The organism is Pseudomonas azotoformans (assembly GCF_001579805.1).
In the GTDB taxonomy this organism is placed as follows: domain Bacteria; phylum Pseudomonadota; class Gammaproteobacteria; order Pseudomonadales; family Pseudomonadaceae; genus Aquipseudomonas; species Aquipseudomonas azotoformans_A.
Genome location: NZ_CP014546.1, coordinates 6,448,871 through 6,473,391, shown reverse-complemented (window position 1 = coordinate 6,473,391; position 24,521 = coordinate 6,448,871). Strand labels below are relative to the sequence as shown.

Sequence of the window (24,521 nt, the reverse complement as noted above, 5' to 3'; positions counted from 1 at the left end):
AGTCTTCTGGAACCGGTGTTTTTGGGGGCTTGTGGGTGTTCATCGCTGCTTATTCCGTGCCAAATTCTGCAGGGTGGGCGTAGCGCCATCAGCCAGCCAATGCGCTACACTGCCGCGCTTGTACCGATAGAAGATTTTGAAGGGAAAACATGACGTTCAAGGCGCCGGACAGTCTCGCCGAGCAAATTGCTCACCACCTCGCCGAACGCATCATTCGCGGCGATCTCAAGCCTGGGGAGCGGATCCAGGAGCAAAAGGTCACGCTGGCACTCAATGTCAGCCGTGGTTCCGTGCGCGAAGCCTTGCTGATCCTCGAACGCCGCCACCTGATCGCGATCCTGCCGCGTCGTGGCGCCCACGTCACCGAACTCACGGCGCACAAGGTGCAGAGCCTGTGCACCTTGATGGGCGAGCTGTACATCCTGCTCGGCAACGCGGTTGCCCAGGGCTGGCAGACCCAGGCCGACATGGCGCCGTTCATGCAGATCCAGCAGCGCCTGATCGCCAGCTTCGAGCGCCAGGACATCCGCGCCTTCGTCGAAGAAAGCTTCAATGTGATGCGCGCCGCGTACCCCTTCGCCAACAACCCGTACTTGCAGGAAACCGTCGAGAACCTGCAACCGGCGATGAACCGCGCCTATTACCTGGCGCTGGATCAACGCAAGGCGTCCATGAGCGAGTACCTGGCGCTGTTCGAGCAACTGCTCGCCGCCGTGCTGGCCCGTGACCTGCCGCAGATCCGCCAAGTGCTGTCGGCCTACGGCGAGCGCAGTTGCTCGCTGGTTATCGCCGCGTTGGCGGACGCCTAAGCGTGCGGCTCAAGTGCATCAAACTGGCGGGGTTCAAATCCTTCGTCGACCCGACCACGGTGAACTTCCCCAGTAATATGGCGGCGGTGGTCGGGCCCAACGGTTGCGGCAAGTCGAACATCATCGACGCCGTCCGTTGGGTGATGGGCGAGAGCTCGGCCAAGAACCTGCGTGGCGAGTCGATGACCGACGTCATCTTCAACGGCTCCACCAGCCGCAAGCCGGTGAGCCAGGCCAGCATCGAACTGGTGTTCGATAACTCTGACGGCACCTTGATTGGTGAGTACGCGGCCTATGCGGAAATTTCCATTCGCCGCAAAGTGACCCGCGACAGCCAGAACAGCTACTTCCTCAATGGCACCAAGTGCCGGCGCCGCGACATCACCGATATCTTCCTTGGCACTGGCCTGGGCCCGCGCAGCTACTCGATCATCGAGCAGGGCATGATCTCCAAGCTGATCGAAGCCAAGCCCGAAGACCTGCGTAACTTCATCGAGGAAGCGGCCGGCATCTCCAAGTACAAGGAGCGCCGCCGCGAGACCGAAAACCGTATCCGCCGCACCCATGAAAACCTCGCCCGCCTGACTGACCTGCGCGAAGAGCTGGAGCGTCAACTTGAACGCCTGCACCGCCAGGCCCAGGCCGCCGAGAAATATCAGGAATACAAGGGCGAAGAGCGCCAGCTCAAGGCGCAACTCTCGGCCCTGCGCTGGCAGGCGCTGAATGATCAGGTCGGCCAGCGCGAAGCAATCATCGGCACCCAGGAAATCAGCTTTGAGGCCCTGGTGGCCGAGCAGCGCAACGCCGACGCCAGCATCGAACGCCTGCGTGACGGTCACCATGACCTGTCCGAGCGCTTCAATCTGGTGCAGGGCCGCTTCTATTCGGTGGGCGGCGACATTGCCCGTGTCGAGCAGAGCATCCAGCACGGCCAGCAACGCCTGCGCCAATTGCAGGATGACTTGAAGGAAGCCGAACGCGCACGCCTGGAAACCGAATCGCACCTGGGCCACGACCGCACCTTGCTGCTGACCCTTGGCGAAGAGCTGGACATGCTCACCCCCGAGCAGGAAATCACCAGCGCCGCCGCGGAAGAAGCCGCCGCCGCCCTGGAAGAATCCGAAACCACCATGCATGGCTGGCAGGAGCAGTGGGATACTTTCAACCTGCAATCCGCCGAGCCACGCCGCCAGGCCGAGGTGCAGCAGTCGCGCATCCAGCAACTGGAAACCAGCATGGAGCGTCTGGCCGAGCGTCAGCGCCGGATGCAGGAAGAACGCGCATTGCTGTCCGCCGACCCGGAAGACGCGGCGATCATGGAGCTGAGCGAACAGCTTGCCGAAAGCGAAATGACGCTGGAAGAGCTGGAAGCCAGCGAAGAACAACAAGTGGAGCGCCTGGAGCAATTGCGTCAGCAACTGCAACAGGCGACCCAGGCACAGCAACAGGCCCAGGGTGATTTGCAGCGGCTCAATGGTCGCCTGGCATCTTTGGAAGCTTTGCAGCAAGCCGCGTTGGATCCGGGCACCGGCACAGCCGAATGGCTGCGCGATCAGCATCTGGCCGAGCGCCCACGATTGGCTGAAGGCTTGAAAGTGGAAGCGGGCTGGGAACTGGCGGTGGAGACCGTGCTCGGCGCCGACCTGCAAGCCGTGCTGGTGGATGATTTTGGCGGTTTCGACCTGGCCGGTTTTGCCCAGGGCGATTTGCGTTTGCTCAGCCCGGCCGCCGACGGCACGCGGGTGCCGGGCAGTCTGTTGGATAAGGTAGAGGCTGCGATTGATCTGTCGCCTTGGCTGGGCCTGGTCAAACCGGTCGAATCACTGGAGCAGGCCTTGGCGCAACGCGGCCAACTCGGCGCCGGTGAAAGCCTGATCAGCCGCGACGGCTACTGGGTCGGCCGCCATTTCCTGCGTGTACGTCGCGCCAGTGAAGCCGAAAGCGGCGTATTGGCCCGTGGCCAGGAAATCGTCAACCTGATCGCCGAACGCGAAGAACGCGAAGCCACCCTTGAAAGCCTGGAAACCGAACTGCAAACCCTGCGCGCCACCCAGCGCCAGCAAGAGACCGGTCGCGAACACCTGCGCCGCTTGTTGCAGGACGAAGCGCGCCAGCAAGGCGAACTGAAAGCCCAGCTTTCCGCGAGCAAAGCCAAGGTCGAACAACTCACTCTGCGTCGCACCCGTCTTGATGAGGAAGTGGCGGAGATGGGCGAGCAACGCGCCCTGGAACACGAGCAGATTGGCGAAGCGCGCCTGCAATTGCAGGAGGCCCTCGACAGCATGGCGCTGGACACCGAGCAGCGCGAACTGCTGCTGGCCCAGCGTGACAGCCTGCGCGAACGCCTCGACCGCGTGCGCCAGGAAGCCCGCCAGCACAAGGATCACGCGCACCAGCTGGCGGTGCGCCTGGGCTCGCTCAAGGCCCAGCACGCGTCCACCGCCCAGGCCCTTGAACGCCTGGAGATGCAGTCCGAACGCCTCACCGAAAAGCGCGAACAACTGAGCCTCAACCTGGAAGAGGGCGAAGCGCCGCTGGAAGAGCTGCGCCTCAAGCTTGAAGAATTGCTCGACAAACGCATGACCGTCGACGAAGAACTCAAGACTGCGCAGATCGCCCTGGAAGACGCCGACCGCGAACTGCGCGACGCCGAAAAGCGCCGGACCCAGGCCGAGCAGCAATCCCAGCTGATCCGCGGCCAACTCGAACAGCAGCGCATGGAATGGCAAGCCCTGACCGTGCGCCGCAAGACCCTGCAAGACCAGTTGCTGGAAGACGGCTACGACCTGCACGGCGTGCTCAATACCCTGACCGCCCAGGCCAATGAGAAAGACGCCGAAGAAGAACTTGAGCGGATTGCTGCGCGTATTCAACGCCTGGGCGCGATCAACTTGGCGGCCATCGACGAGTACCAGCAACAATCCGAGCGTAAACGTTATCTGGATGCCCAGGACGCTGACCTGGTCGAAGCCCTGGACACCCTGGAAAACGTGATCCGCAAGATCGACAAGGAAACCCGCAACCGCTTCAAAGATACCTTTGATCAGATTAATGGCGGTTTACAGGCCTTATTCCCAAAAGTTTTCGGCGGTGGCAGCGCTTACTTGGAACTGACGGGCGAAGATCTACTCGATACAGGGGTAACGATCATGGCGCGGCCTCCGGGCAAGAAGAACAGCACCATCCATTTGTTGTCCGGCGGCGAGAAAGCCCTGACCGCATTGGCCCTGGTATTTGCCATCTTCAAGTTGAACCCGGCGCCGTTCTGCATGCTCGACGAAGTTGACGCCCCGCTGGATGACGCTAACGTTGGACGGTACGCACGGTTGGTTAAAGAGATGTCCCAGACCGTGCAGTTCATCTATATCACCCACAACAAGATCGCCATGGAGATGGCGGATCAACTGATGGGGGTGACAATGCATGAACCGGGCTGTTCGCGTTTGGTTGCGGTGGATGTGGAAGAAGCGATGGCGATGGTGGAGTCTTGATCCATGCCGGGGCAGAATTTTTATAGCACGCGGTAAGACGCTTTACCGGTCTGGCGAAAGTGGCAAATGGACATATTTGTTCAAGGCATTTTGACAGACGGTGTAAAGTTATCTTTGGTCGTGCTAGTTTAATGTCAAATTTTCGTATGCGTGGGCAAAACGTCAGTCAGAACATAGAGTTGGCGCCACGTTTTAAAGCGGTTTGCACGTTGCTAAACCCCTTATTTTTCAGCATTTTTTATTAGAGGCACGGGATTACATGGAAATCGGTCTGCGCGAGTGGCTGATCGTCATCGGCATAATTGTCATTGCCGGTATTCTTTTTGATGGCTGGCGCCGCATGCGTGGTGGCAAGGGCAAGCTCAAATTCCGTCTGGACCGCAACCTGTCCAACTTGCCTGACGACGACGGCAGCGCCGAGCTGCTGGGGCCGCCCCGTGTGCTGGATACCCATAAAGAACCGCAACTGGACGAGCACGACTTGCCGTCGATGAGCGCGCCGGTGCGTGAAGCCCGCGAGCCGTCTTCCAAGCGTGGCAAGCGCGCCGCGCCGGTGGTGGCCGAACCGCGCCAGGCCGACCTGGACCTGGACGTCGATGACGGCCCGAGCTTCAGCAGCCGCGACGATGATTTCCCGGATGAAAACGCTGGCAAGAACGCGCCGCGCCAATCCGTGAACGACCAGCCTGCCGCCGAAGAAGTGCTGGTGATCAGCGTGATCTGCCGCGATGCCGCCGGCTTCAAGGGCCCGGCTTTGTTGCAAAATATTCTGGAAAGCGGCCTGCGTTTCGGCGAGATGGATATCTTCCACCGCCACGAAAGCATGGCCGGTAACGGCGAAGTGCTGTTCTCCATGGCCAACGCGGTCAAGCCGGGCACCTTCGACCTGGACGATATCGACCTGTTCAGCACTCCAGCGGTGAGCTTCTTCCTTGGCCTGCCAGGCCCGCGTCACCCGAAACAGGCGTTCGACGTGATGGTCGCCGCAGCCCGCAAGCTGTCCCAGGAACTGAACGGCGAACTCAAGGACGACCAGCGCAGCGTCCTGACCGCCCAGACCATCGAGCATTACCGTCAGCGCATCGTCGAGTTCGAGCGTCGCGCCCTGACACAAAAACGCTGAGGATTGCTCCTCGGCGTTGTCGGATAGAATAAGCGCACTAACATATTGAGCAGCTTCGGCTGCTCTTTTGCTTTCTGAGAGAACACCCATGACCGCCGCCCACACCCGCATCCTCGAACTGCGCGCTGAACTGGATCAGCACAACTACCGCTACCACGTCCTCGACGAGCCGAGCATTCCGGATGCCGAATACGACCGGCTGTTCCATGAGCTCAAGGCCCTGGAAGCCGAGCACCCGGACCTGGTTACGCGCGACTCCCCGACGCAGCGGGTCGGCAGTGCAGCGTTGTCGGCGTTCACCCAGGTCAAGCATGAGATTCCCATGCTCAGCCTCGGCAACGCGTTTGATGAAACCACCATGCTCGAGTTTGATCGTCGGGTCACCGAAGGCCTCGACCTGCCGGCCGGCGATCTGTTTGGCGGTGGCGCGGTGGTGGAATACAGCTGCGAACCTAAGCTGGATGGCCTGGCGGTCAGCCTGCTGTATCAGGACGGTGAGCTGGTGCGCGGCGCCACCCGTGGCGACGGTACCACCGGCGAAGACATCAGCGTCAACGTGCGCACCGTGCGCAATATCCCGTTGAAACTGCACGGCAGCGGCTGGCCGGCGACCCTGGAAGTGCGGGGTGAAGTGTTCATGTCCAAGGCCGGTTTCGAGCGGCTCAATGCCTCGCAACTGGAAGTCGGCGGCAAGACTTTCGCCAACCCGCGCAACGCCGCGGCCGGCAGCTTGCGTCAGTTGGATTCGAAGATTACTGCCAGTCGACCCCTGGAATTCTGCTGCTACGGTGTGACCACTGATATCAGCGACACCCACATCGGCAACCTGCAACAGTTGCAGAAATGGGGCATGCCCATCAGCCATGAGCTGAAGCTGGCCAAAGGCATCCAGGATTGCCTGGATTACTACCGCGATATCGGCGAGCGCCGTAACAGCCTGCCGTATGAGATCGACGGCGTGGTGTTCAAGGTCAACAGCATCGCCTCCCAACGTGAGCTTGGCTTCCGTGCCCGCGAACCGCGCTGGGCCATCGCGCATAAATTCCCGGCCCTGGAAGAGCTGACCGAATTGCTCGACGTGGAATTCCAGGTCGGCCGCACCGGCGCCGTCACGCCGGTCGCCCGCCTGAAACCGGTCAAGGTCGCGGGTGTCACCGTGTCCAATGCCACCTTGCACAACATGGATGAAGTGGCGCGCCTGGGCGTGATGATCGGCGATACCGTGATCATCCGCCGCGCGGGGGATGTGATCCCGCAGGTGGTCTCGGTGGTGCTTGAGCGCCGGCCGGAAAACGCCCGTGCGGTGCCGATCCCCGAGAGCTGCCCGGTGTGTGGTTCCCACGTGGAGCGCACGCAACTGGTCAAGCGCAGCAAGGGCAAGGAAACCGTCAGCGAAGGCGCAGTGTACCGGTGCGTTGGGCGTCTGGCCTGTGGCGCGCAGCTCAAGCAGGCGATCATCCACTTCGTTTCGCGCCGCGCCATGGACATCGACGGCCTGGGCGACAAGACCATCGAGCAATTGGTGGATGAAAAACTCATTGGCTCGCCGGCCGACCTCTACAAACTCAAGTACGAGCAGATCATCGACCTGGAAGGCTTTGCCGACATTTCCAGCAAGAAGCTGATCACCGCCATCGAAAACAGCAAGTCTCCGACCCTGGCGCGTTTTATCTACGCCCTCGGCATTCCCGATGTAGGCGAGGAGACCGCCAAGGTTCTGGCGCGCTCCCTGGCCTCCCTGGAGCGCGTGCAGAAGGCCTTGCCCGAAGTGCTCACGTACTTGCCGGACGTGGGCCTGGAAGTGGCGCATGAGATTCATAGTTTCTTTGAAGACAGCCATAACCAGGACGTGATCGGCGCGCTGCTGTCGCCGCAAGAATGCGGCCTGCAATTGCAGGATCAGGGCGACCTGAGTGCCGAATTCGCCGCCAGCACCACCCTGGGCGGGTTGCTCGACAAACTGCACGTACCGAGCGTCGGCCCCGGTGCTGCGCAGAAGCTGGCGGACAAGTTCGTCACCCTCGAAGGCGTGATCAAGGCCGACTGGCTCGACATGCGCCAGGCCCTGCCCGAGAAGCAGGCCAAGGCCGTGCGCGAGTTCTTCGACAACGCCGAGAATGCCCGCCGCGCCCTGGCCATCGAGCAACAGCTCAAGGACTTCGGCATGCATTGGGACAGCGAGAAGAAAGTCGTCGAAGGCTTGCCCGAAGCGGGCCACACCTGGGTACTCACTGGCTCCCTGGAGCTGATGAGCCGCGACGTGGCCAAGGAAAAGCTCGAAAGCCTCGGCGCCAAGGTGGCGGGTTCCGTGTCGGCGAAGACTCATTGCGTGGTGGCGGGGCCGGGGGCCGGTTCCAAACTGGCCAAGGCCAGCGAGCTGGGCCTGAAGGTATTGGACGAAGAGGCTTTCGTCGCCTTCCTCGCCAAGCACAACATCACGGTCTGATGTGGACGCTGTGGCGAGCGGGCTCATACAACAATGTGGAACGATCCAGAAGAACAAATGATCTAGTCTCAGTCACCCAGGGAGAGATCGCCATGTTCCGCTACTTCGAGCAACTCAGTTCGCGCATTGCAGCACCCTTCGTAGCTGGCACCTCCCGCGATAGCAAGGTGTGGCAGTGCCGCTGCGGCCAATCGTTGTTCTTTCGCAACAGCCAGTGCCTGGCCTGCCAAGCGCTGCTGGGCTATCAACCCCAACGAAGTCGACTCGCCTCCCTGCAACCCGGCCCGGTCGAAGGCACATGGCTACAGGACGGCAACCTCGACGCCGGCACCTTCCGCCGCTGCGCCAATCTCGACACGCCGGCCGCCTGCAACTGGCTGATCCCGGCCCACAGCACCGCGTCGCTGTGCGTGGCGTGCAGCCTGAACCGCACCATTCCTGACTTATCGATCCCGGAAAACCACGAGCGCTGGCGCAAAGTCGAAACCGCCAAGCGCCGTCTGGTGGCGCAACTGATCAGCCTGGGTCTGCAAGTGGTGCCCAAAAGCGTCGACGAAGACACCGGCCTGGCCTTCGACTTTGTCGGCATCGATCTGGAAGGCAACGCGCCAATGACCGGCCATGCCAACGGCCTGATCACCCTGGACATCAAGGAAGCCGACGACGCCCACCGCGAAAAAGTCCGCGTACAAATGCGCGAACCCTATCGCACCCTGCTTGGACACTTTCGCCATGAAGTCGGCCATTACTACTGGGACCGGCTGATCGCCAATACCCATTGGCTTGAACCGTTTCGCCAGCTGTTCGGCGACGAACGCGCCAGTTACGCCGAGGCCCTCGACCAGCACTACCAGAACGGCCCACGCCCGGACTGGCAGCAAACCTGCGTCAGCGCCTACGCCACTATGCATCCCTGGGAAGACTGGGCCGAAACCTGGGCGCATTACCTGCACATGATGGACGCCGTCGACACCGCCCTCGGCTTTGGCATGAGCGCCCGCGAGATGGACCTGGATTACCAGCCATTCCCACTCACCACCCTCTACGACCCCGAACACCCCGGCGGCGTGGCGTTCCTGTCGTTCGTCAATGCCTGGATCGAGCTGGCCGGCATGCTCAATGAACTGTCGCGCAGCATGGGCCAGCCGGATTTCTATCCCTTCGTGCTGCCACCGGCGGTGATTGCCAAATTGCACTTCATTCATCTGGTGATTCAGGAGGAGGGCGGCAGGGCCGATGAGGCGGTGATTCTGTAGGGGTACAAGTGCTTGAGCCCCTTCATATTTTTAATCCGCGCCCAACGGTTGTAACTTCCGATGAGATCGGTACAATGGCCCCGCTTGCCGAGAGGCAGGCGTCGTTATGGTGACCCCATCGGTCCCCCCGCAACGATTACCCGTGAACCTGGTCAGAGCCGGAAGGCAGCAGCCACAGCGGGAACATTGTGTGCCGGGGTGTGGCTGGTGGGGTTGCCTCCATAACGCAAGTCCTTGAAATCTCAAGGATTTCTCAGTCAGAAAATTCGAAGTGTGACAGCGTTTTGGTACACCTAAGTGGTGCACTGTACTGTCGATCCTACCTTGTCGTTTAAAAAAAAGCTCTCGTGTAATCACGCAGTCTTCCTACGTTGTTCAACATCGGCAATAGGTGGAAGGTTTTGCTACTGTGGTGGTCGATTTTTGGGTGAGTATCCACCTCTTGCTGCGGGGGATACCCTGCTTACATCACAGAGAGACGTTGACCATGAAGGCATTTATATTCGCTGCACTCATGAGTGGTACAGAGAAGGCGATTGAATCGACAAGACACCGGAGATTTGAATGATCGAAGCTGCCCTGATTGATTTCTTTGAAATTCAAGACCCTCACATTTTTGAGTTGTTCACTATGGCTTATCTTGAGCTGAAGGGCTTTCAGATCGAGCGGCGACCCGCTGTCGGGGCCGATGGCGGTAAGGACATGATCGTTTTAGAGGGCGGGATGTTCGGGAGTACTACCAGATGGATGGTAAGCTGCAAACATCGTATTTCAAGTCACGCCAGCATAGGGTCTAACGATGATGGTCTCGATGCGACAAAGATGATGGAGAACCATTGTCAGGGGGCTCTGTTTGTCTATTCAAGACCTATAACCGAGGGCCTGCTTAGACACATTGAGGCAGTAGCGGGACGTTACCGTTACCGTTATTGGGTCCTGACAAACTTCGAGATTCAAAGTGATCTTGTAAGCGATCCCAAGTTCTATAACTTGATCAGCCAATGCTTCCCACAGTCTTATTCGCGACTCATCCAGCATGTTCATGGGGGGTCGTGCGCTTGCACCTACGAGGTAGGTGGCATGTATCTCATCCCATATTTTGACCATCAGGTGGGTGTGGTCAAGCATGAGAAGGCTTGCGGGTCTTGCTACACCAACGTGCAGGAAGGGCTGCAAAGAGAAGGATTCAATTTCGGAAACGGTGTCTGCATCGCTCCAGACCTCGAAAATTAACTTCCCGCGTCACCACATCTGTCCAGCCACCGGAAATTGCGGTGCTCACATTGTAGGAGTCGAATCGCTCCGTCGGTCTACAGTATTACCTTTCGCCAACTGATAGGTGTCAGCGTTGCCGAAGCGTTGCTGTCGAAGGAGGTTCACCCACTCAGTGCGTTGCTTGCGTTTGATGGGCAGGGGTGTATGCGATTAACTACACTGGTGACTTTCCAGCTTGTGCGCGTTTAGCCTCATTAAATCAAAATGGGCAATTCATGCTGCCGATTTATGTCGGTAAGGCTGTTCCCGCTGTAGCCAGGATGGGCGGTGATCTTGGTTCTTCTCCGGGGAAAGTTCTTCACAAACGGTGAAGGAACATGCTGACAGCATTCGAGCTGCCGATAACTTAAATATCGACGATTTTCATTGCCGCTTTTTTGTCGTGGATGACACTTGGATTTCGTTGGGTGAATCGCTATTTATCGCGAGATTTACTCCAGTATGGAATTCGCTAATTGATGGCTTTGACAACCATAACCCTGGGAAGGGCCGCCATGCTGGGATGCGTCCACGCTGGGATGTTTTGCATCCAGGGCGTTCATGGGCAATGAGTCTTGCTGAACGGCCCAAGAAAGCGAAGGATATCGCAGAGGACGCTGCGACCTACCTTCGTGAGCGAACCCCAAGCCTTTCAACACAGTTTAACAGGGCGGAAGGCGAGTAACTGCCAGATACAGCCGAATACACTGCCGACGCTAAAGCGTCGGTCTCTGATGCGATGCATAACCTGTCATGCCCCTTGACAGGTGTGCGCTGGTGGCCTTGCACGTTTACCTAGCAATATCGGCTAGAACTCCTAACCGATATTATTATTGATCCTGCTCTGCCGCATTGGTCATGACTTAGAGGCAAACAGGCGGACGGTTAAACCTAGGGTTTTTGTTCTTCAGGGTCTGGTAGGGTAGATAACCCCAGCGAAGCGAGCATTTTGTTAGCCCGCGCTCTTCCTTTCGAACTTTGTCCTGCCACCTCAAATAGTGCCGCTTCAATCGATTTCTTGATGCGGTCTAGTTCAGCTTTTTCTTCGGCGGAGGTTTGAACTAGAGCCCTGTAATTTTCTGCGACTTCTGCAATAGAGGGAATCAGTTGTATATCAGCTCTGCTAACTGCCTCTATAAGTTCTAAACTAAGCTCGCCACTGATAGTCTGGTCAGCTAACTCGTCAGCGCAATTGAATTCATGTATCTTTTTTCTCAGGCCTTTCTCTAGCTTCCATTCAATCTGATCCAACGTTTCCTTATGGAGGTCTGCTCCGGCTTTGGTTAGCGTCTCAATTTCGTCACCTAACAGTTCTGCTGTCGCTGCCACTAGAGGTTCAAACACGAGCCTTACAATATCTGTGTCATCTAAACGGGCGTCACATACAAAGTCTGTTAGGACTGGAAGGGATCTCGTCATCATAGCCACATGCGGACGACCACTCCAAGGAGCTGAATCTTCGGCGTAAAATAAGGCGCGATCCTCAGTCACTAGATAACCCTTTGCCGTATAGAAAGAGGACGATTGTTTGTGCGCCATCGAAAATAGCATGCGTAGGTCTCGTTCTACTCGCTCATGCATTAGTTCATTTCCACGAAAGTCAGCCTTCAATCGACTTTGTTCTTTTTTCGTAAGGATTATATCGGTAAGTTCCCTTAAAGGTTCTAAGTCAGAATCAGGAAGTTCATGTAGGTCTTCAATCTTTGCTGGAACGCGTTTTTTCAGAATTCGAATTAGATAATTTAAGGAGTCATCTTGGTCGTAGTACCTATTGTAATATTCGCTCCAAGATGGTTTCTCGGTTTCTGTTTGAGCATAAGCATAACCACGAACAACAGCATGCCATACCTTGGAGTCGACAATCGACAGAGGTAGTTGTAGTAGGTTTTCTCGAAACTTATTGAATGTCGTTTGCGCTCTTTCTATATGGCCGTGAGCCTCTTTTAAAACGTTATCAGGGATTATTATTTGTACGCCTTCCTTGGCTAAAGATTCTAAGGCGGCTTTGATTGCGTTATGCTCTGGCAGGTCGGTGACAATTAATTTGAGAACGGCGTCTGTGTCTAAAGCTATTATGGATCTGCTTAAAATGGATGCTTGCCATTGCTTTCCGATTGGATCAAGATTTCTTATCGCGAGCGTGGTGTACGCGCGTACGAACGGTGCTAATTTTGTTCGTCTATCTTCATCTGAGACGTATCCAGCAATGGCTGCTAGGGCTTTCTTTCCTAGATCAGGTGAGATATTCTTTGACAGAATGCGGTGCAAATCTTTTTCGGTGTTTTTATCTAATGGGATAGTTGCATCAATAGCCCTGGGTGCTATCAGCCTTATAATCAGAGCTATTGCTTCGCGTACATTTCTTTCGATGTAACCTATTTCTGCATCGTTGAGCTTCCTAAGAGTTTCAACTGATGATCGAACCCATTGTTGGATATCTTCATGAGCAGACTGTACAGAAAGTATTGAAGTGCCTACTCTAATCAGTGCTTCCTTTGATGCGCTGTATCCTGAGTCTGACCCCACAATGTCGTTTGATGTCTTAAGGTTGTTTATAGCCGATGTGATTTGGGTGTCTTGGATGATATTGTTTTCAGGAAGTAATAGAGCTGCTTTTTCGAGAATTTCATTCTTTGTAATCGGCTTATCTGTAGCCGCAATTATTGCTAGCACAGTCCGCTCAAAGAGTTTCCCGTGTACGAGTCGGGAGTGAGGCGTAAGTGAGTATGTTGCCATCGATGCGAATACCGAGCGTTTCAGTTCATCCGAAGCTTGGTTTAAAGGATCTGGTTTTTCTAGTAATAATTTTACTTGTTTTTGTATATCGCCACTGAAGTGTCTGGCGAAAACCTTGGAGTCTTTTGAGCCTAGTCTTCGAACTATGTAGCTGCGATCCCGTACATCGATGTGAATGCCTGCTGCTATGCCTTGATCTCGTATGTCTCTTAACGTACTTGCAGCGCACGTGTCTCTGAATACCATTATAAGTTGCTTGGCTTTGATGTTGTAAAATGCAAGTTTTTTTAATGTATCGCTAACCTTGATCTTTTGAGCTTTTTGCGATGTGATTTGTATTGCAGTATCGATCGATCCCGTTAAAGAGTAATATGATTCTTCTGTCGCATCCATTCCATGATCGCCGCGACCTCCAAGTTTTCTTATCTTTGGAAGGTCGTCATCACCGAGAATGTCGCATATAATTGTTTCGAACTTTTCCCAGTCGATGGGGGCAGCCAGTGCAAGTTCGATCAAGTCAATGTTTGCCATATGCTATCCCTTAGTATTGATGATTTTCTCATTGGAGAATAAAACTGCATTTCGGTAAGATTCTCAAGCAAAATTGAGGCTTAAGGGCGAAGCGTCTCGCGAACTGTTGGTGATTCTCTTTTGATCAGCTTTTGTTCCAGTGACGCTTTACCGTTGCAATGCCAATACCAAGTTCAGCTGCTGCCTGTGCCTGAGTCATATTTTTTGTCTTGAGGTGTTGCACTGATGCTGTCGTGCCTTTTGCCTCGGGTCTGCCCAGCTTCTTGCCTTCAGCCTTGGCCCGCTTCAACCCTTGCTGCGTACGTTCTATCAGCAGGTCACGTTCAAACTCAGCTACGGCGCTCAAAACCTGCATTGTCATCTTGCCAGCCGGGCTGGTCAGGTCTACGCCGCCTAATGCTAGGCAATGTACGCGAATTCCAATTCCAGCTAGATATTCAACGGTCTGACGCACATCCATTGCGTTGCGGCCCAAACGGTCCAGTTTGGTCACGATCAGTACGTCACCTGTTTCCATCCGATCCAATAGCTTTTGAAACCCTTGGCGTTCACTGGCAGCAATGCTACCCGATATGACTTCTTCTATTACCCGGCTTGCCTGTACGTCGAATCCAGCTGCTTTCACTTCTTGCACTTGGTTTGCATTGAACTGAGTGGACGTTGAAACACGGCAGTATAGAAATGTGCGGGACATGGGGTGTGCTCAAGCATCATTAAACGTAGTATCACTGTATGTTGGTGTCGTTATATGTGCAAGGCTATTTTGTTGATACGTTTACGACCATCAATTTCTAGCATCACCAAACGGTCGTTTGATGATGCTATCTACGTAGCACCCTGATCATGCTGGCGATGCCTTCATTGCTCGTGTCTAGCGTCTCCAGGGCGCCGACGATGTTGGCGTGAGTCTTTATCCCGCCCTGATCCCGTACCCAGTTGCTCAACTCTTCGATGGCAGCGCCCAGAGCGTTCTGGTTCAACATAAGCAACTCCAAGGCATCGGCGGTCACTTCGTTCAGGTCATCCATGAGAGGCATCCTCGGTTGTGGTGCAAGGATCGTAGACCAGCTAAGGATTGGATGGGGTTGGGTGTTGCCATCTTGCTGATTTTTGCCATTTCGACGCGCTTCGTGCGTTCTGAAAGCTGGAAACTAGTTTGACGCTGAGTTCTCACAGAGGCGAGCTTGTCCGTTTTCGACATGCCCCACGGAAACACTGGGGTACAGACGTGCCACAAGACTTATGCCTGGAAGGGATAGCCTCACCGGGCAAGGGTATCGGGTGGGTTTAGCCCAGGATATTTTGAGATATGGCCGGGGTTTTGAGTCTCGGCCATGGATGCACTGAATCAGTCAGCGATTACAGTTGGGTCGAAGTCTCTAACCTTGTGCGTGCCATAAATATCTTCGATTTCTGCACCAACTGGGGCACTGTTACCTATCTGAAGAACATATGTAATCTTCTCTATTTTAAGTTCTTCTACAACCTCCTTTAGGAAGCGCTGAATCACACCAGATGCCTCCACAATTGCACTCTCAGTAGGCTCGTTTGGAAAAGCGAATACCCATACTGTGTCTACTCCAGTCAACTTAACAAATGCTTCGTCTTTCAAAGCACCATCAAAAGCATCGCGCTGCTGCTTTGTTGCGTTCTTGAGGTCCAGCGACAACATGACATGAATCATTCCCAGCATCCTTTCAAGGGTTAGCGACTGAGCCACGGACTGTGGAATCAGTTCGCCACCAGCATGGCAGGGAGGTTAGGCTGAGGGCAATGCCGTGATGACGAATGAACGTGTCAGGCATGGATAATTCCCTCACGATCAAGGAGAGCTTGCGAATGGGACGACTGAACGGGTGGCAAAGGTTGTGGGTACTGGTGAGCTGTCTTCTTGGAGCGGTAGCTGTTGTTCTTATCGTTGACACCATGGAAACCGAGAGCCAGATAACGACTTGGTATAAGGCCGACAAGGTTATGCAGAGTATGGAAATCGAGCACATTCAGAAAAGGGAGGCTGGTATCGAGCCTCGGAGTATTTACGATACATCCGACAGAACCGTGGCACAGATGGATGAGCGCAGCAAAGAGACAGACCAGCGCTACCAACGTGACTTATTGGGTTTGCCGGGTAAACAGTTCAAGCATGTCGCTACTGGGGTTGGGATCTGGCTGGGCATATGCGTCAGCCTCTACGTAATGGGATGGCTCATTGGGTGGGTGATCCGTGGCTTCCGACCCAACGCTGTATAGCCCATCACGGGAGAGATTCGTATGCATGGAGAGGGATGGCGAAGGCTGTGGGAGTTGCTGAAGTGGATGGCAGCCATTGCCACTGGACTGTTTGTGTCCTTCAAGCTGATTCAAACAGCGCCGCAAGTACCGCTTGCCGGAAATAATCAGGTGGGCATTGGTATCTTTCTTGGTGGTGCGATTGGGGGGCTAGCGGCCTATGGAATTTTGCAGTCCTTGGAATGGGTCTACCGGGGCTTTCGCCCTCTGCCTATCGCTCCCGCAGAAGTGGATCAACTATCACCGCTGGGTGTACGCCAGGCGTCACAGGAGCCACGTCTAGCATTGGATCATCAAGAGAGTCAGCAAAGCCCTTCAGCTTCGCCAACACCGTTACGGGAGCCTATACGGCGGGAATGACCGTAGCTTAGTGGTGCCACTTCGTAAGCAATGGCATCGACAATGTGATCTTGCCCAACGTTTTCACGTGGGCCACGTTCAGACATTAGGTCTCCGGCTACATCTACCAACTCCTTGCCATGCAGTTGGGCAAACAGCAAAGGCGGTGTCTTAGAATCGAGAATATCTTCTCCCAGGGGTTGATTCTCACACTGCACTCAGTAGTGAACGCGGCCAGGTCTGGAAGGATTGCAGCGGAGCGGGTTAGCTGTTCGGCAAAAATTCCGAACAGGTTTGCCTCACGCCATCACGCCCTTGACTTATGGCAGATTGCCGCTATTTATGTCAGGTGTGGCGGGAGTTTTCATCCGAATGCTCAATGCGATGGTTAACAGCCACGATTGAAAAACCAGTACCACAAACGAAAAGGACAGCACATGTTTACTGTTATCAAGCCCGGCCCCAAACCAGCGCGAGAAGACGGCAAGGACGACCGAAGGCGTCACGTAAACCCCGAAACCAAGCCTAAGCACCCAACGCTTCCAGTACACAAACCTTCCAAGTAGTGAATTAATACCTGCTGTAGGTAGTGGTGCTGCCAAATTCCCATTGTTATGAATTTGGTACGCCAGCTTCTTGAAAATTCACCATGCTAAGCCGCCCCGGAACCTAATGAGCCGTTGAATTTGTTGAATTGGATATAGGGCGTATGGACATGAAATTGGAAGCCCTAAGACCGACGAGAAAATTGTTGATTATCGATTGTGTGCAACAAGCGGGCATCGACGTCACTGCTTGGAGCTTCAGGAGTGATGGTCGCCCTGTAGCCTTGCCACAATCTAATGGAGGGTATTGTTACGAATGGTCATTCCGGAGCAGCAACGGAAGCATACTGCTATTGTGCGTTTGGTTTGAAGAGCTGCAAGTTGATGATCATGGGAGAATTTTCTTCTCAAGAAATCTGAAGGTATATGCGGAAGATTTGATTCGGCAACTTGAGAAAGCGCCCAAAAACAGGAATCGAACAATCAAGGACCCGAGCATTAGTCGTGCAGGGCATTTTCACTCGACTGTTCAGCTTGCACATCTAAATGCAATTCCTGTCCGAGTGGTAATCGTGTCTGGCCCCGTAGGTGAGTCGGATGAAATCGACCCTGGAACTGATCGTGCCATCGGCCGTTATTTAGATGATGAATTCTGGCACGTGGAAGGTTTTAACGGCGATACAGGGGCTTTCAGCCTCGTGCGAGGGGATAACAGTCGCCAGACTTTAGCGCCTGTAATGGACCCTATCGATGGGATGCCGCACATACCCGAAAAATACGAATCTGTTGATGCTGGGAAAATTGTGGACCAGTTTCACGCCGAAGCGCGACCTTCTGCTTACACCTACCAAGGCGTCCAGCGATATCGTGATCCGAATGTCCGAGCAATCGTGTTAGCGAGGTCGAAAGGTATTTGCGAATTGACAATGGCGCCGGGGTTTCGGATGGCAAACGGCGGCACGTATCTAGAAACGCATCACATAATCCCACTCTGTGAGGGTGGTCCTGACACCGTTGAAAATGTCATTGCGTTGTCTGCTGATGCACACCGCCAGGCTCACTATGCCTTGAACCGTGACGAGCTTAGGCAGCGATGCCTTGAGATTGTCAGATCGTACGAATCTGCGGTGAACGTCTGATCAAGAAGGCTACGTTAGGGTTTCAATGAATCATAACTCGATGAGTTAACGACCCGAATGCTGGCTAGTCCCCATTGTAGGGGCAAAGCAGCAATCAATTTGACTCAGGGGTGTCGCTAACTGCTTTCTCTAAATCCGATATGAGAACGGATGGAGGGCACCGCAATGCATGTGCAAGCTTGAACACAACTGCAATTGTGGGATGGTGAATTCCTCGTTCGATCAAGCTGACATAATTGCGCTGCACGTCAGCCTCATGGGCAAGCTGTTCCTGGGTCAGTCCGGCGTCCTTACGCTTCTGGCGAAGGACTTTTCCGAAAGCTACGCCAATATCCACTTTTACAGTCCGGTCTCAAAGACGGATCACTGTCGGTGATGGCTGTGGATACGTCCTCACAGTATACTGTGAATATTGAAATCAAATTCACTGAAACCGAGGTCAGTATGAAGCTCTACACATCCATATTTATCGCCGCAATCAGCATGCCGCTAGCCAGCATTGGCGGTATCTGTTCTTTGGAGTTCGGATACGTTTCCAGTTTCCGGCAAGCACTAGGCGTTGGCGTCCTGGTGGGCTCTGTGATGCTGCTGGTGGCCTTGACCTTGTTCCTGGCAGGGGTCCCCTCGACATTGCGGCGTTTGCGCTCACCGATCAATACCAACTGATTTTCAAGGACGAATCGCATGACCCTTTTTCGACGGGCCTGGCTGTTGATGACATTAGCAACCGCATCAAGCGCTGTATCAGCCGCCCAAACTGGTAAGGGCACATCTGATGATCTGCTATGGGCATTCCTTCTAGCCGCTCCACCAGTGGCTTATGCACTAAACAAGTGGTGGCGCTGGGGCATTGGCTTCAGGTTCGGTGCTGCAAACGGTACGGGTTTTCTGTCCGCACTGAAGTGGTCATTGATAGCAACCATCTGGGTAGCAATTGTGATGGGGTTAGTATGGTTGACGTACAGGAACTGATACTTGTGATCCAGATTAGTAACCATAACAAAACGCCTGTTCGGTAACACATATCGCTAAATATTTATGCCCGTCAGCAGGGACTTCACATGGGAGGCTTCCTGCTAATAACGTTATCTGGCTCGCTAATGATTAGAACAAGGGAAGTATTATGCGAAAGTTTATATCGGCTTTGATGCTTTTGCCCGCGATTGCACTTGGGCAGAATGATAGTGAAACTAATTTGAAAGCACTTGAAGACGCCAATAACGTGAGCTATTGGGGTGGGCTCTCAAGGGCTTTTGCAAGCAACCAAAACCAAGACTTGAGTTGGTTCAAAAACAAAGCATTTGAACTGGATAAAGAGTTCGCAATCACTGCGTGCGGTGATGGGCTTTGTTACATATGGGAAAGCAGTGGCCGGTTGAGGGTTGCAGTCAAACAAGAACAAGGTGATTTCAATGGGCGAAAACTCCAAGGGCAGTTTGTTCGCGTGGTAGGCACAGATGTGTACGGAACCCTAGTTATTGAGCGGCTAACTACTGATAAGAAAAAAATCGTAAAGCAGTCAGCAAAACTGCTGACTACCGCTCCTGTTCCTGCCCCCCCACCTGTATACATCAAACAGGAATATCCTGATCTGGCTGCTCACTTTGACGAACTTATTAGGGCCAGGGCTTCCGAAGGCTGGACACGGCCGCCATCGGCAAGGCAGGGAATGGTCGTTGAATTGGAAATCAGCATCAATCCAGATGGAACTGTGACCTCGGTTGACGTAGCCAAAACCAGTGGTGACTTGGCATTTGATAAATCAGCAGTAGCCGCAGTCAAGAACATTGGTATTCTCACTGAAATGCAGGAAATGAAGCTTGCTGATAAAGTCAAATATCGACTATTTGAAATGTCGTTCACCCCCGGTGACTTAACTTTTTAACGGGTGTTTTAGGTCGTACATGAACTTGTGTATTAGTGTGTACTGATTTTGGTTATAGAATGCAGCGCGAAACTGGTTTGCGGTAGTCGAGGTTGTAGTGTGGTTAGCCGGTTTTTCAAATGCAGCATACGTGCTTTCGATACTGTAACCATACTTTGTGGCTAATGTAGTTGGCTGTAAGGCGGTTTGCAGTCGAGGAATGGCGAATCAATTAATGTGGTGGTGTGACATTACATGTAGTGCTGGCTCGGAAGTCTGCTGAATACTATACTGTATGTGTGATTTGGTTACTGGCGTTAGTGTTAACGAATCATTTGAATTGCACAGGAAAAACTTGGCTGTAATGCTTGAACGATACAAAGCATTACAGTCAGAGTGAGTAACTGTTATGGTTACAATTTGAATGAGAACTGTTTTAGGTGATTGTGTTTTCTCCACAGGCATGCACGATTGTAGATTGGAGGTAAAGCCTGTAGCTGGAAGGTATCACTGGAACGCAGTTCATGCGAAGCCGGTAGGCGAGCATCAAATTAAGTAGATATTATTTTCTGTTCACCTTCCTCGCTTTGCTTCGGAAGCACCTACGGTGCTGGTACTTTTTGTAAATAGATACCTTATAGTGTTCTAGGGAACTGTTTACGCTCACATGATTTGAGTTTCGGACTTACAACCACTGTTCAAGGGTATGGGTGGAGTTTGCCCTGTTTTCTTCTGCTTTGATCCGATGAATGAGTTTTGCGTATTTGCAGATGGTCATCTTATCAAGCATGGTTTCCCGTGCAACATCTGCCTGCTTCATACCGTTTTTGAGCAAAATAATCGCCCGTTCGCGTTCCGGGTGTGGTGCTGGCCCAGGCTTTTTCTTCTCCTTGTAGGTTCTAGCCATACTGTTTTCAATTTTTGCATTTGGAAGGTACGTGTTTTTCAAAAATTCGGCGGCTTCATTATCTTGGACGTACAGTTTGACCGGCTTGTCGATTGTTTTGCTTCGCAGCGACGTCCGAAAGACATTCTGCAAAGTCATTTCCAACTTGTATGTGAATTTCCATGCTTTTTGCAGTGCATCTGTTGGTCTGTTGTATTTTTTTGCAATGTATTCAAGCGATTTGTATGCCAATGGATTAGGGTTTCCATGGAATGCTGTGAATGCGCAATGTGTATCTGTAAAATTATTGAGTCCACGGCTATCAATTTTGCACTGAATGAATTTACCACTACGGACATTTTTGCCCCATTTGTACGCAAACATCAGGCAGGATTCCCGGTTAGTCAATTGTTGGCTAATAAAATTTGCCATCGATTGCAGGACTGTGCATCCGTCATTGGAAGCACTGTCCACTGAATCCAATACTCCTCGTGAGCAGTGGTTCTTGTCGGACAGCATTGGAAAAATAGTTACATCTTTTCCGTTGTCGACGGTGCTTTGAGCGAAGTGTGAGTGTGCATACGTAAACCCATTGGCTCTCGCGAACCAATCGAACAGTGAGCCCTTGAGCGTGGCTGACAAAAGATGTACTTCTTGTGCCATGTGGAATCGTTCGAAAAATCCATATTCTTCAATGATTCGAATCACGGTTTTTTCACGGCCTGAATAATATGTATCAGCGAATACGGGAAGCTTGTTCAAAATCGCGCTGTAAATATCTTGCGCGGCAGGGGATAATGTGGTGTCAATTTGATTGTATCCCTGGTTGTTAGATTTTTTGAACGTGGCTACTTCATTTTTGATGGCTTCGTATTTGTTTTGTTTGATTTTGATTTGGTTGTCAATGATCTCAATGAGGTCCAAGCGCTTGAGTTGTATTTGGTCGAAGGTCATATGACGAAGACTGATGGGCATAGGCAGCTCATCAATGATGATCGTCCAGTCGCGCAAGTGTTTTGTTGAACACTTTTGGAAAGTGATATGCTGGCAGATAATTAAATGCGAAATTTCTTTTGGGTTCAGCATTTTGTTCAGGTTTGCCTCTGCTGATCCTTCACAGCGTGAATCAATAATAATAGGTTCAAGAAAACTACAAATTCTACGGATGTCTTTAAGAACTTGGTCTGCCAGTGCAAGTGTTGGTGCTACGTAGAGAATTTTTTTTCCATGAGCAAGCATTCCAGGAATAGCAGAAATTGCCGCCATGGTTTTACCTGTGCCAGGTGCTGCAATAGATACGTGAATGATTTTGCTGTTCATTGGTTTTCCAGTGGTTTTTTCAGTTGTAGGATGGCGTTGATTGCCGGATGTGCGTTCGAATGTCTGGTGTGCTTGTTACTCATTCGATGGGGCAACTATACAATGCGGGGGGTGCCATTCTAAACATTCAGTCTGAATAAAGTTGGATCGATCTTTATGGTTGTAGATTTCTAACTTAATCGTGGACTGGTACTGGTTGTATTGTTTTTGTTTGATGTAAATGATCTGGTAAATGATGTAAACGGCCAGGTGGTGTGCTAGTTTGGTTAATTGGTTGCTTTTGATGATTTTATGAAATTAATCTGTGGAGTTGCTTCACCCCTAGCGAAGTGCATTGGGTGAAGCGTGGTAAGAGTCCTAGGACGATATTCAGTCAGATTACCGTGGTTTTCACGCGGCGTTCATCACCGTATGTAGGTCAGGGCTTTTAGCATTGCTTTTATCGGTATCCTGCTTCCATAAACGCGAAAGGTAATACTGCTGTCTTCATGCCCAGCAATGCGCTTGATCAAGGAGTCTTGTACTCCGGCATCCCTAAGATCATCGATCATTGTGTGGCGGAAGCTGTGAAAGGTTTTCTTTGGGTCGGTGACGCCCATTTTAATCCTATATCGACTAAACCACTTCGACGGCGCGTGGCCTAGCTTTCCGCGAACAGGCTCCAGTTCTGGGAATAAACGATCAGAGCCCTGAATACGCTGATTATTCAGGTGATCAAGCAGTCCAAGCTGAATCAACGTTGGATGGATTGGGAGAGTTCGGCGACTGCTACTGTTCTTCAGGTTTTGGGCGTGGTGACCATCGTCAATCCGGATGCACTCGAATCCTTGCAGCGTGACGAAGTCGGTAACGTGCAACTGGCAAAGTTCTTCCAGTCGGGCGCCGGTGAACCTACCAAGCAATGGGAGCCAAAACCTCCATGGATGCTTACGTGATTCTTCCTTGAGTGCATTTAAGTCGAGAAGGATGCTCAGGTCGCGTTGATCAAACGACAGTCGTGCATCTTTCGCCGACCCCGTCATCATCTTGAGTCCCAACAAGGGGTTGTCGGTAATGTAACCATTGGATTTGCACCAATTCATGAATGCCGAGAGTTTACGTAGACGGTTGTTCACGGTCACGGCGGTGATGCTTTTGTACTTGCCACCAGAGTCAATCACTTGAGTTAACGTCTTGCCCTTAAACTGGGGTAGCAGAGCGAAGTATTGGGGGCAACGGCTCAGACGATCCTTCAACAGTCGGGCCTGATGCACATCGAACTCAAATACAGGCATATCGCCCATCAGTTCGAACAAATCTCGTAATGCACGTTCAACTTCGTGTGTGCTGACCTCACGCCACGTGCCACCACGTTTTCCTTCCTCGATATACAGCTTGGACAGGGTGGTCAGTGTAGGTCCGTCCACATTGCACTTCACGCTGATGGCTGGAACCTTCCGTGATGCGTTTTGGATGGTCGGCATGGGTGCTGAATCACGCCACTCCGAACACAGCCTACGCAGCGTCTGAAAGCCATCCAGGGGGTGTTCTGATAAGTGCTTATGCACCCGCTGGGCCAGAAATGCAGCAAGAAGCAACGCGCTTTGCCGGTCCCGGATGTTCAGGCTCAAACGTAAGGTGTGACACCTTAGGAAGAGGTGCTTAGGTAGTCGCAGATTCAAATAGTAGAAAGCCCCGCGACGGATTATGTAGGCCATATGTGTGACACCGATGTGTGGCAGCTGTGTGTGACAGTGCTGGCTACACCCCGATTTCTGACTGTCCGCACCGGGTGTTGGCACGGAAGAATAGAGACAACCTCAAAAGCCTGTTACCCTTGCCCCATATGGCTTTCAACGATTACCCGTGAACCTGGTCAGAGCCGGAAGGCAGCAGCCACAGCGGGAACATTGTGTGCCGGGGTGTGGCTGGTGGGGTTGCCTCCATAACGCTCTTCCTTGCAACACCTCCTTAAATTCAATTCAAAAAATGCATTCAAGCCATCTGCCATCGAGCAGTCCATGGCGGCATACTCCAGTGCCTGGCATCCGGAGACAACACACGTGGAAAAAGTCGACGACCTCACGCGCGAGAAGCTGCGGGAGTGGCAGATGCGGCGCCTGGAGATCAAGGACCGCATTCAATCCCATCCTGAACAGACCCTGGAATTGTCACGGGTGCTGGACCTTATGGACGACGAACACGCGGAAATCCTCAGCCAGGCGGAAATGATCCGGACGGGGGAGGTGGCCAACGAGCCCGCACCGCCTGCCGATCCAGCAGCGCCGCCCCTCACAGGTGCCTACACGCTGCAATTGAATGTGGCCGCACAGAGTGCCGAAGACCTGCGCCGGCTACTGGATATGGCGGTCTTCGAACTTCAGCAGCAGGTCACTGCGATGGTTACTACGGCTGACGCGGGTCCTCATTGGGGCGGTATGTCAGGCTCCCTCGGGGAGTATCGGTTTGAACTGGGCGGTCAGGGCAATGCCTGATTCCCTGGCGGCGAGGCGT

General features: G+C 53.2%; 17 protein-coding genes, 2 other RNA genes and 2 pseudogenes. 14 read left to right on the top strand and 7 right to left on the bottom strand.

Annotated features, from left to right (window positions below):
- The first annotated feature begins 149 nt into the window (after positions 1–149).
- From AYR47_RS29745 to AYR47_RS33095, 8 genes and pseudogenes are all read left to right on the top strand, one after another.
- Positions 150–809, top strand: a complete 660-nt coding sequence (locus AYR47_RS29745; protein ID WP_028617494.1) for a GntR family transcriptional regulator — start codon at positions 150–152, stop codon at positions 807–809.
- Positions 810–811: 2 nt separating this feature from the next.
- Positions 812–4,300, top strand: coding sequence for a chromosome segregation protein SMC (gene smc, locus AYR47_RS29740; protein ID WP_061449247.1), 3,489 nt, complete (start codon positions 812–814; stop codon positions 4,298–4,300).
- 259 nt (positions 4,301–4,559) lie between these two features.
- Positions 4,560–5,423 (top strand): cell division protein ZipA, encoded by an 864-nt coding sequence (gene zipA / locus AYR47_RS29735; protein WP_016979286.1) that lies wholly within the window; start codon positions 4,560–4,562, stop codon positions 5,421–5,423.
- Positions 5,424–5,511: 88 nt separating this feature from the next.
- The gene (gene ligA, locus AYR47_RS29730) at positions 5,512–7,869 is read left to right on the top strand and encodes an NAD-dependent DNA ligase LigA (RefSeq protein WP_033900547.1); all 2,358 of its coding nucleotides are present in this window, start codon (positions 5,512–5,514) and stop codon (positions 7,867–7,869) included.
- Between the two features lie 92 nt (positions 7,870–7,961).
- Positions 7,962–9,125 carry a zinc-binding metallopeptidase family protein gene (locus AYR47_RS29725; protein WP_033900548.1) on the top strand — a complete coding sequence of 388 codons (1,164 nt, stop codon included), beginning with the start codon at positions 7,962–7,964 and terminating at the stop codon, positions 9,123–9,125.
- Positions 9,126–9,241: 116 nt separating this feature from the next.
- Positions 9,242–9,338: signal recognition particle sRNA small type (ffs, locus tag AYR47_RS29720), an RNA gene on the top strand.
- 351 nt (positions 9,339–9,689) lie between these two features.
- Positions 9,690–10,358 carry a restriction endonuclease gene (locus AYR47_RS29715; RefSeq protein ID WP_061449246.1) on the top strand — a complete coding sequence of 223 codons (669 nt, stop codon included), beginning with the start codon at positions 9,690–9,692 and terminating at the stop codon, positions 10,356–10,358.
- A 182-nt stretch (positions 10,359–10,540) separates the two neighbouring features.
- A pseudogene (locus AYR47_RS33095) lies at positions 10,541–11,064 on the top strand (Eco29kI family restriction endonuclease).
- Positions 11,065–11,270: 206 nt separating this feature from the next.
- Here the strand turns inward: AYR47_RS33095 and AYR47_RS29710 are convergent.
- The 4 genes from AYR47_RS29710 to AYR47_RS29695 form a co-directional block, all read right to left on the bottom strand.
- Positions 11,271–13,646, bottom strand: a complete 2,376-nt coding sequence (locus tag AYR47_RS29710) for a hypothetical protein (RefSeq protein WP_061449245.1) — start codon at positions 13,644–13,646, stop codon at positions 11,271–11,273.
- A gap of 124 nt (positions 13,647–13,770) precedes the next feature.
- On the bottom strand, positions 13,771–14,340 hold the full coding sequence (locus AYR47_RS29705) for a recombinase family protein (protein WP_061449244.1): 570 nt from the start codon (positions 14,338–14,340) through the stop codon (positions 13,771–13,773).
- A 127-nt stretch (positions 14,341–14,467) separates the two neighbouring features.
- Positions 14,468–14,674 (bottom strand): hypothetical protein, encoded by a 207-nt coding sequence (locus AYR47_RS29700; protein WP_061449243.1) that lies wholly within the window; start codon positions 14,672–14,674, stop codon positions 14,468–14,470.
- Between the two features lie 320 nt (positions 14,675–14,994).
- Complete coding sequence (locus AYR47_RS29695; protein ID WP_061449242.1) at positions 14,995–15,330, bottom strand: hypothetical protein; 336 nt, start codon at positions 15,328–15,330, stop codon at positions 14,995–14,997.
- A 119-nt stretch (positions 15,331–15,449) separates the two neighbouring features.
- Here AYR47_RS29695 and AYR47_RS29690 point away from each other — a divergent pair, with 119 nt between their 5' ends.
- Together AYR47_RS29690 and AYR47_RS29685 are read left to right on the top strand one after the other, a co-directional pair.
- Positions 15,450–15,896 (top strand): hypothetical protein, encoded by a 447-nt coding sequence (locus tag AYR47_RS29690; protein WP_061449241.1) that lies wholly within the window; start codon positions 15,450–15,452, stop codon positions 15,894–15,896.
- Between the two features lie 1,093 nt (positions 15,897–16,989).
- Positions 16,990–17,958: an HNH endonuclease gene (locus AYR47_RS29685; protein WP_167351272.1), complete on the top strand. Its 969-nt coding sequence runs from the start codon at positions 16,990–16,992 to the stop codon at positions 17,956–17,958.
- Between the two features lie 94 nt (positions 17,959–18,052).
- Here AYR47_RS29685 and AYR47_RS32405 read toward each other — a convergent pair whose 3' ends face one another.
- Positions 18,053–18,295 (bottom strand): helix-turn-helix domain-containing protein, encoded by a 243-nt coding sequence (locus AYR47_RS32405; protein WP_082781558.1) that lies wholly within the window; start codon positions 18,293–18,295, stop codon positions 18,053–18,055.
- Positions 18,296–18,333: 38 nt separating this feature from the next.
- Between AYR47_RS32405 and AYR47_RS29675 the strand changes: the two genes are divergently transcribed.
- Together AYR47_RS29675 and AYR47_RS33090 are read left to right on the top strand one after the other, a co-directional pair.
- Positions 18,334–18,624 (top strand): hypothetical protein, encoded by a 291-nt coding sequence (locus AYR47_RS29675; RefSeq protein ID WP_061449238.1) that lies wholly within the window; start codon positions 18,334–18,336, stop codon positions 18,622–18,624.
- Between the two features lie 922 nt (positions 18,625–19,546).
- Positions 19,547–19,843 (top strand): annotated as a pseudogene (locus tag AYR47_RS33090) (energy transducer TonB family protein); the annotation flags it as partial.
- Positions 19,844–20,507: 664 nt separating this feature from the next.
- Here the strand turns inward: AYR47_RS33090 and AYR47_RS29660 are convergent.
- Together AYR47_RS29660 and AYR47_RS29655 are read right to left on the bottom strand one after the other, a co-directional pair.
- Positions 20,508–22,028, bottom strand: coding sequence for a DEAD/DEAH box helicase (locus AYR47_RS29660; RefSeq protein ID WP_082781557.1), 1,521 nt, complete (start codon positions 22,026–22,028; stop codon positions 20,508–20,510).
- A 404-nt stretch (positions 22,029–22,432) separates the two neighbouring features.
- Positions 22,433–23,725, bottom strand: a complete 1,293-nt coding sequence (locus tag AYR47_RS29655; RefSeq protein WP_061449234.1) for a site-specific integrase — start codon at positions 23,723–23,725, stop codon at positions 22,433–22,435.
- 126 nt (positions 23,726–23,851) lie between these two features.
- Here AYR47_RS29655 and ffs (AYR47_RS29650) point away from each other — a divergent pair.
- Positions 23,852–23,944: signal recognition particle sRNA small type (ffs, locus tag AYR47_RS29650), an RNA gene on the top strand.
- 126 nt (positions 23,945–24,070) lie between these two features.
- Positions 24,071–24,502 (top strand): hypothetical protein, encoded by a 432-nt coding sequence (locus AYR47_RS29645; RefSeq protein WP_061449502.1) that lies wholly within the window; start codon positions 24,071–24,073, stop codon positions 24,500–24,502.
- The last annotated feature ends 19 nt before the right edge of the window (positions 24,503–24,521 follow it).